General features: G+C 59.5%; 5 protein-coding genes and 1 pseudogene. 4 read left to right on the top strand and 2 right to left on the bottom strand.

The window, feature by feature from the left end; genetic code table 11:
• On the top strand, positions 1-1,077 hold a 1,077-nt coding region (locus tag ACH2EH_RS06155; protein ID WP_395139947.1), incomplete at its 5' end, for a hypothetical protein.
• Between the two features lie 2 nt (positions 1,078-1,079).
• Here the strand turns inward: ACH2EH_RS06155 and ACH2EH_RS06160 are convergent.
• Positions 1,080-2,102, bottom strand: coding sequence for a serine hydrolase domain-containing protein (locus tag ACH2EH_RS06160; protein ID WP_395139949.1), 1,023 nt, complete (start codon positions 2,100-2,102; stop codon positions 1,080-1,082).
• Positions 2,103-2,133: 31 nt separating this feature from the next.
• Between ACH2EH_RS06160 and ACH2EH_RS06165 the strand changes: the two genes are divergently transcribed.
• The 3 genes from ACH2EH_RS06165 (at position 2,134) to ACH2EH_RS06175 (ending at position 5,165) form a co-directional block, all read left to right on the top strand.
• Entirely contained in the window at positions 2,134-2,661 is a 528-nt protein-coding gene (locus tag ACH2EH_RS06165; RefSeq protein ID WP_395139951.1) for a hypothetical protein, read from the top strand.
• Positions 2,662-2,719: 58 nt separating this feature from the next.
• On the top strand, positions 2,720-4,006 hold the full coding sequence (locus ACH2EH_RS06170) for a GspE/PulE family protein (RefSeq protein WP_395139953.1): 1,287 nt from the start codon (positions 2,720-2,722) through the stop codon (positions 4,004-4,006).
• Positions 4,007-4,640: 634 nt separating this feature from the next.
• Entirely contained in the window at positions 4,641-5,165 is a 525-nt protein-coding gene (locus tag ACH2EH_RS06175; RefSeq protein WP_395139955.1) for a leucine-rich repeat domain-containing protein, read from the top strand.
• Positions 5,166-5,261: 96 nt separating this feature from the next.
• Here the strand turns inward: ACH2EH_RS06175 and ACH2EH_RS06180 are convergent.
• Positions 5,262-5,683 (bottom strand): annotated as a pseudogene (locus ACH2EH_RS06180) (pilus assembly protein PilB); the annotation flags it as partial.

Raw genomic sequence — 5,683 nt, forward strand, 5'->3', positions numbered from 1 at the left:
AGCCTGATCCTGCCACATCTCTCTCCGCTTCGTACCTTAACGCGCGTCGCGACGGCGCTCGCGGCAAAAAAAGAGCGTGCAGGCGACTTAGCGGGGGGACTGGCGATCCGGCACGACCTGCGATCCCTCGGGGGACGCATGCGGGAGCAGGGCAACCTGGCAATATCAAAGCTTGTCGGGAGCGCGATCACGGAAATTGCGGCAGCTCGACATCAGCTTGTGGCGCATAGAAAGCTCTGGGGAGCAGGCGAAGCCGTTGCACTGGAGCAGGTCTTCGCACGCAACGATGCCGTCAAGACGCAGCTCGGAAAACGCACGTACCCCTCGGATCGCTTCTATCCGCTGGCTGAACAGTGGCAAGTGGGGCTGCAACTGCTGTCCGCTCTGCTGGCAACTCTCCTCCTTGGGGCATTTTTTTCCCTGCTCGCGAAACTGAGTCAAGGCAAGCCCGCTCGTCCCGGTGTGCGTTTCGGGCTCTGGTGGATCATCGGGATCGTTCCAGCTTTGATCTATCGTGCTGGACTGAGCGAGGACGAAACAACACTGCGGTTCTGCCTGGCCAGTGTGCTATCACTGATTGGGCTTTTTGCGCTCTGGCAAGCCTGGCGCACGACAAAGCGGGCCCAACGCTGGCAAGAGGCCGGGCTGGTGCTGGCTACTCTGCTCGGAGCCGCTCAAGTCATCTTGCTTGGTATCGTGGCAATGTGGGGGGGCGAAGACACCATTGGTGCTTTCTACGACACCTACTTGCGATGCTTCTCGGCCAGTGAGGGGGAGGCTATCTCTTGGTGGGAGTCCTTCTGGCATGAGGCAGGCTACCGAACGTTCTTTGCACTTCCCACGTTGGTTCCCTTGTTCGCTCTCACGCCGATCCTCGCTGTTATTAGCCGTGTGAAGCGCGTCCCGGTGACGTTTGGCGTGGCGCGGGGGCTGGGGCGGTGCGCCTTGCCGGTGGCGCTGGTACTAACGCTTGTGTATGCCTGGCAGGTACACGAAACGGCAGCGCAAGAAGCCCAGCTTCGTGCGGATCTTCGGGAATGTCTGCAAAACGAGCGGGCGTTCTTTGGGGAGAAATAGGGCTACAGCGCTCCGGCGACGGCGTTGAAGAAGCGGCGACGCAGTGGCAAAAACTCAGTCTTGCTGTTGTCCAGATAGACGGCGTTGGTGAGAAGAGAGATCACGCAGCCCGATTCGGGATCCATAACTAGTGCGGTGCCCGTAAAGCCGCTGTGGCCCACGGCCTGATCGGAGAGAAGCTCTCCGGTGGGAGTGAGGCCGTTGGGCTTGCAGAAGAACGCCAGCGTGTGGCCCGGCGGCGTAGACTGCGACGTGAGCCAGCGCTGGCGCGTGGGGGCACCAAATAGCCCGCCATGGAGAATGGTCTCCCCGAAACGCGCGACGGCCTCGGCGGTGCCAAAAAGCCCGGCATTGCCCGAGACAGAGTTTCCTTCGGCGCAAATAGCGCGTGCGTTGCCATCGTGGACGATTCCGCAAAGCACTTCACCAGAGCGCGGGCCTTCCTGGGAGATTGTCGGGGCGCTGCGGGCCGGGTCGGGGTGGAACGTGAGGTCCGTGAGGCCAAGCGGTGCGAAGACATTTTCGGTGGCAAATTTATCGAGCGTGGTGCCAGTGGCAGCCTCTATAATCTTGGCGAGCAGAATGTAGTTCAGGCACGAGTACTCGTAGTGCGTGCCAGGTACGCCGCGCAGGGAGAGCTTCAAAATGGCACGGACGGCGGCATCGAGGCCGCTGCCTTCGTCTTTGTAGCACGCGATCCAGGCAGGAAGCCCCGAGGTATGGGTGAGCAAGTGGTGCACCGTGGCGTCTTTGAGTGCGCTTGCCTCGGGCAGAAAACCGGCGACAGGGGCATTGAGGAGCAGCTCCCCGTGCTCGACCAGAGAACAGATGCTGGAGGCGCTTGCCAGTGGCTTGGTGATACTGGCAAGATCATAGAGCGTGGTGAGCGTGGTGGGTGTGGTGCCTGCCGTCGTTCCCAGGGCCTCGTGCCAGAGAGTCTCTCCCCGGCGGCACACACAGACCACGGCTCCGGGCATCGCACCCTGTTCGATCCCTCGCAGCAATACCGCTCGCGCTCTTTCCATGGTTCTTATTGTACGGTACGATGAGATTATTATGAAGTTCAACAAGATACAGTGGACGATTTTAATCACGGGGACACTCTTTATCCTCGGGATTGCGTACGGTAGCGGGATGCGCTCCCAGACTAAGAAACTTCAGAATCTGACGCAAGACATTAAGATTATTCGGCGCAGCCTGCGTGCCTCGGAGCTCGCGCGGCAGTCCGACATCGCTCTGCTTCATCAGCTCGAAGCTCGTCGCTTGCTGGACCGGACGCTGGAGGCAATCGCCGCGCGCAACTACGGGATTGCCAATGCGCATCTCAAGACTATCGCCGTGCATCTGAGTGAGGCCCAGCAGGCCAAAGCGGCCAACACCGCCGCGCTGGGTGCCCTGATTCCCACGCTCTCCACTCTAGGCGAGACTCCCGATCCCACCAAGCTCACCGAGCTGGCGCACCGGATGGATGTTGAACTCGAAAAAGTGTCGCCCAAACCGGACTACAAGAGCGAGGTCACCGTCCCACCGCCCACCGGCAACGACGAAGTGGACCCCGCCTACGAGTTCGGTAAGCGGGGCTAAGCCGGGCAGGATTTCTCTCTCCTGGTGGCGAATTTGCGTGCCAGGAGAGTAACGATTCATGAGTATGCCAGGATCCGGGCCGGGAGGCGGGTCGCCCGCCATTCAGGGACCCGCCGTTCAGATGGTCAACGCGATGGTCAACGATGCCGTCCGTTTAGGTGCCAGTGATATCCATATCGAGCCGCGCGCCAACTGTCTGGAGGTGCGCTTGCGTGTGGACGGTGTACTGCAGCTCTGGAGAGAGCTCCCCAAGGACCTTCAGGACCCGATTGGGGTGCGCATCAAAGTGCTCGCGGACCTTGACATCAACGAGAAGCGCCTGCCACAAGACGGCCGTATTGCCATCACGATGCCCGGTAAGTCCTTCGACCTGCGTATTTCTAGCCTGCCCGTGCTCTACGGTGAGAAGATCGTCATGCGGCTTCTGGACCGCTCCATGTCCGTGCGGCCTTTGCAGGGGCTGGACTTCTCCCCGCACAACCAGGAGACCTTCGAGGAGCTGATTCGGCAACCGCTAGGGCTGGTGCTCGTGACGGGGCCAACGGGTTCCGGTAAGACCACCACGCTCTACTCGGCGCTCAACGTGCTGCGCGACAAGCGCACTAATATCGTGACCTGTGAAGACCCGGTTGAGGTCAACATGGACGGCATCAACCAGAGCGCTGTCAATGAGAAAGTCGGCCTCACCTTTGCCCGGCAGCTTCGTGCGATTCTGCGTCAGGACCCCGATATTATTCTGGTGGGGGAGATGCGCGATCAGGAGACAGCGGAGATTGCCTTCCGCGCCGCGATGACGGGGCACCTGGTGCTCTCCACGCTGCACTCCAACGATGCCCCGACCTCGGTGACCCGTCTGATTGACATGGGTGTCCCTCCGTTTCTAATCGCCTCAGGGCTTGTTGGAATGGCCGCGCAGCGCCTCGTGCGCCGCCTCTGTATCCGCTGCCGTCGCCAGGCACCGCCCACTGTGCGCCAGGCCGGGCTCCTGGGAATCTCCGACACGGACCTGATCTGGCAGCCCGCCGGGTGCACCGAGTGTGAGGGAACGGGCTACAAGGGCCGCATCGGGGTGCATGAGGTGGTGACGGTGGATGAGAAGTTCTCGCGTCTGATCATTGACAAAGCCCCCAGTAGCATTCTTCGCCGCGCCTCAATCGAGGCCGGGATGGTGCCGATCCGTGAGGACGCCATCAATAAGATCCGCGCCGGTCTGACCAGTGCTGAGGACGTGATGCGCCAGGTCTACTTAAAAGCGGATGACGATGAGGACAAGAACTGGCAGCCGCCTGCACCGCCCGCACAGATCGCAGGGAGTGGGCTAACGGCACTGACTGCTATCGGATAGTTTGCCCCCTAACCCCCGCCGCTCTACCTCCCCCGTTCGCGAGGAACGAGCGGGGAGAGGAAAGGGTGGGGTTGGGGAAACTATTTCTCCGCCGCTATCAGCCGCTGCCCGGTGGCGCGGCGGGGCTGGAAGCCGATGGTGGCAAGCTCGCTGCTTTTGTCGGTGTCGTCGCTACAGGCGCATAAGTAGTGCCGCACTCGCGAGTTGGCCGTGGCCAGCGTATCGAGCGCCTGGTTGCGGGCCGCTGTTACCACCCGCCGCGCCCCCACGGTGGCCTTGGACTCCAGCGTCGCAATGACCGCCAGCTCGTGGCTCAGCAGATCTCTTTACTCGCCATCGTCTTCTCCTCGTCTGCAAGTCGCGCCGGAGTCTTCCGTTGCTCTTTCTCCTCGTCGGGCAAGAGCGCCGGGAAACTCCGTGAGAGTGCTCTCTCGCCCGGAAAGTTCACCGAAACCCCTCCTCGTTCCTCCTCCCCGTCGCCAAATCCCCCCCAAACTTCCCACCCCCTTTCCGCGACCAAGAGGAAGCGCAACGAAAACTCCCCTCGCCCCTCCGCCCGCTTGCCACTCTCCCCCGGAGCAGGTTACACTGGGTTCCACACCAAGCGAAGGAAAGCAAGGAAAGCCCCCCTCTCATGCCCGACCATTCTAACGATCCCGCCTACCAAAAAGCCCTCAAAGCCATCGAAAAAGCAGCAGCAAGAAACAATGAGAGACTTGAACTCGATCATATTGGCCTCAATATGGTTCCTCCTGAAATTGGAAACCTTATTAATCTAAAAATACTCGATCTTGAATACAATAATCTGACGATATTTCCACCAGGTATCAAGAACCTTACTCTGTTACGTTACCTTTTTCTAAATGGTAACCGATTGGAAAATATTCCACCCGAAATTGGTGATCTCTCTAACTTGAAAATTCTTGAAGTGGGAGGGAATTACCTTACTTCTTTACCAGCAGAACTTGGAAAACTGACTCAATTGGAGATCCTTGTAGTGGGAGGAAATCTTCTTACAAGTTTGCCGATCGAACTCACTCTACTCATAAATCTGCAAGAGCTTTATCTCGCAAATAACGAAGCGCTCAATATTCCTGAGAAGCTAAAAGATAATCCTAAGAAGGCACAGGAGATTCTTGCTTATCTTCTCACGCTGTAAACCCAAACCAAACCCCCTTCGCGAAGCCGGAGGGGGTCGGACGAGGAACGAGGCCGGGGGGAGGCAAAATGCGGCGTGAGGCGAAACGGGGTAGGCTCAGCCCGCGAATACTTTTTTCTCGATATCGTCCAGGAGTGCCATGCCCGCAATCACTTTTCCCAGGCCATCGCCGATCATGGGGATCATGCCCTGGCGCATCGCTTCATTCTGGATCACTACGGTGGTGGCGCGCTTCATAATCAGCTGCTGAATCGGCTCGGACATCACCATCAGCTCATGGATACCCAAGCGGCCCGCAGTTCCCGTGTTATTGCAGCGCACACAGCCTTCCGCTCCTGGCTGGCCGATTGCTTTCACGGGGAGCGGGGCACCGTACATGAGATTTAGCAGAGTTTGCTGCTCCGGGGTGGGTGGGGCGTAGGTACGGCAGTTGGTACAGAGACGTCGGGAGAGGCGCTGGGCCAGAGCGCCTATGAGGCCCGAGGCGATCAGGAACGGCTCCACGCCCATGTCCATCA

It is taken from the genome of Armatimonas sp. (genome assembly GCF_043760365.1).
Classification (GTDB): Bacteria; Armatimonadota; Armatimonadia; order Armatimonadales; family Armatimonadaceae; genus Armatimonas.

Bases quoted from the DNA above. Each gene is read 5' to 3' on its own strand.
- ACH2EH_RS06175 (WP_395139955.1), top strand. From the start codon at position 4,641: ATGCCCGACCATTCTAACGATCCCGCCTACCAAAAAGCCCTCAAAGCC.
- ACH2EH_RS06160 (WP_395139949.1), bottom strand. From the start codon at position 2,102: ATGGAAAGAGCGCGAGCGGTATTGCTGCGAGGGATCGAACAGGGTGCG.
- ACH2EH_RS06165 (WP_395139951.1), top strand. From the start codon at position 2,134: ATGAAGTTCAACAAGATACAGTGGACGATTTTAATCACGGGGACACTC.
- ACH2EH_RS06170 (WP_395139953.1), top strand. From the start codon at position 2,720: ATGAGTATGCCAGGATCCGGGCCGGGAGGCGGGTCGCCCGCCATTCAG.